Consider the following 2,322-nt stretch of genomic DNA (forward strand, 5'->3'; position numbering starts at 1 on the left):
GTATCCTGCTCACCAGCGCCGCGAGAACCGTAGCGTGAATACCCGCCACAGCAGGGTCATTCACCACGAACCGCGAAGAGCCCATAGACGGCGACGGGCAGCGGCACCTCGTAGTAATACTTCTTCCGCTTTGCGGCGAGACGTGCGTGCAACTACTCCCCCTCGCGGTCTAAAATTCGCATCTCGCTCGATGTCAAGCTGTGTGGAGTCACGCGGTCTGCTTTAGCGGCTCTTGCTCGGGCAGGTTGATGCCGACTATCTCGGCGGGGGCCGGTGTCCGTGGGCGTGCGCGGAATCGTTCCGGGTGCTTGTGGAAGTAGCGCTGCAGCGCGGTGTCACGGGTCTTCCATGCGTCACGCCAGGTGTCGTCGTGGACCTGCGCGGGTGAGAACAGCGCGATCCCGGAGTGCTTGTGCTGGTGGTTATACCAGGGCACGTAGCCGGCGATGTATTCGCGTGCGGCGGAAAGATTGGTAAACACCTTCGGGTAGCCCGGCCGGTACTTCATCGTCCGGAAACCAGCCTCGGAGAACGGGTTGTCGTTCGACGTATACGGCCGGTTGTGAGAGAGGTTCACACCCTGCTCGTGGAGGGAGTCCCTCAGCAGGTTCGAGGTCATCGCGGCCCCGGAATCGGCGTGCACCACCGTGGGCGGGCCGTGCTCGGTGAACGCGGCGGCGAACATCTCCACGGCGAGGTGGTCAGCCTCGCGATCCTCGACTCGCCAGCCGACAATCTTTCGGGAGTAGATATCGGTGATCTTGTATGCCTTGAACACCTTCCCCCGCCACGGCGAGTACAGGTCGGTAATATCCCATGACCACACTTGCCCGGGGCCAGTCGCTTTCAGCACTGGTTTGTTCCGCGGCTGCCGGCGATCCTTCCGAGTCGGGACCGTCGGCCGGAGCATCTGGTCCTCGATCCGTGCCGCGATCCGCCACCAGGAGCGTCGCGACGCGAGCATCACCCCGTCATCCCACGCGGTCGCAAACGAATGATCGACAGAGTTTTGCTGCGCCCACCCGGCGAGGATCAGGCCGCCGATCCGTTCCTCATCGGCGGTGCTGATCCGTGATTCATAGGCACGCTCAGTCTGCGGGATCGGATCAGCGATCCGCTCTCGCGGACGCTGCCGGTAATGCCACGTCGACCGTGACACGCCCGCGAATTCGAGTGCCTGCCGCTGCGATCCGGTCGCGGCGGTGAGCTCGGCGACGAGGTCGTTCTCCGCGTTCAAGAACCGGGCTGATCGGTCTTCGTCGGGGGCTCGGCGGGCTCTTCCTCGCTCATCGCGTGCAAGAGCCCGATAGCTTTTCCCAGCGCGCTGTTGGTCTCCTCCAACTCCCGCACCCGGGCGCTCAACCGCACAAGCTCGGCCTCATGAGCAGCGCGCTCGACCGCTCGTTGCTTCTCCAGCGCAGTGCGCTTGCCTGGTGGAACAGTCATAGGACTACCCTCTCGCGGAATGAGCCCCCGGTCGAGGTCGCCCTCGAATACCGTCCCCCGCCACCGCCGGAGCCGTCCATACGGAACGCCGCGCGCGGCGAGCCACGGTCCCTTCGCCCCGTGCGGCTGCACCTGATACTCATGCACGAACTCGCGGATCTCCGCCGACGTGAATCCCGGACTGATCGTCATCGCCCTGCTCTCCCAACTGGTCCTGAGGTGACTCACAATCAGCCTGGCAAAGAGGGTCTCCGACGGATCTGCGGAGCGGACGTTGGCGACGAGGTAAAGGCGAGCGCCAAGGACCCTCTCGAGCGACTCGACTTGGTTTGACTCGAGCCAAATGAAATCACCGCAGCCGGGGACGCCGAAGGCCTTGATCTCGATCAAGCGCTTCTCATGGGTGGCGTCGTCAATGCTCTAGATGTCGACACGGGCGCCTTTCGTTCCACGCGTGTCCCCGGCAGTACGCCCGGCTGCTCTTTCGAAGGCGATAACCGCCCCGATGGCACAGTTCTCGATCTAAGGGCAGGACAACTTCGTCGGCTCACACGGCGTCAAGACGGAATCATGGTAGGGGGGCCAACAGGCGGATTTGATCTGGGCAGGCCTTGCCCGCGGCAAGTAAATCACCACGGGTTTGTCAGCAGCAGGGTCTAGCTTTGCGTCCAAAGCCCTTACGCCCCCTTCCCGAAGCTCATCAGGGTATTTCCGGGTGCTGTCATGCCCCACATCGCCCCGTGGGATCAGAGCCACCACCAACTCCCAGCGCGTTTCAGTGCGCCCGACGGCCATGACGGCTCTTCGCGGTTCGTGGTGAATGACCCTGCTGTGGCGGGTATTCACGCTACGGTTCTCGCGGCGCTGGTGAGCAGG

At 63.6% G+C, this 2,322-nt stretch carries 2 protein-coding genes; both read right to left on the reverse strand.

Going from position 1 to position 2,322, the window contains the following annotated elements:
- Window positions 1-208 precede the first annotated feature (208 nt).
- Window positions 209-1,237: a DDE-type integrase/transposase/recombinase gene (locus ABD093_RS18360; protein ID WP_096166854.1), complete on the reverse strand. Its 1,029-nt coding sequence runs from the start codon at window positions 1,235-1,237 to the stop codon at window positions 209-211.
- Window positions 1,234-1,836 (reverse strand): hypothetical protein, encoded by a 603-nt coding sequence (locus ABD093_RS18365; RefSeq protein ID WP_343926335.1) that lies wholly within the window; start codon window positions 1,834-1,836, stop codon window positions 1,234-1,236. Before ABD093_RS18365 ends, ABD093_RS18360 begins: the two co-directional genes overlap by 4 nt.
- Between the last annotated feature and the right edge of the window lie 486 nt (window positions 1,837-2,322).

Origin of the sequence: Brachybacterium tyrofermentans (genome assembly GCF_039526165.1) — a bacterium.
GTDB lineage: Bacteria > Actinomycetota > Actinomycetes > Actinomycetales > Dermabacteraceae > Brachybacterium > Brachybacterium tyrofermentans.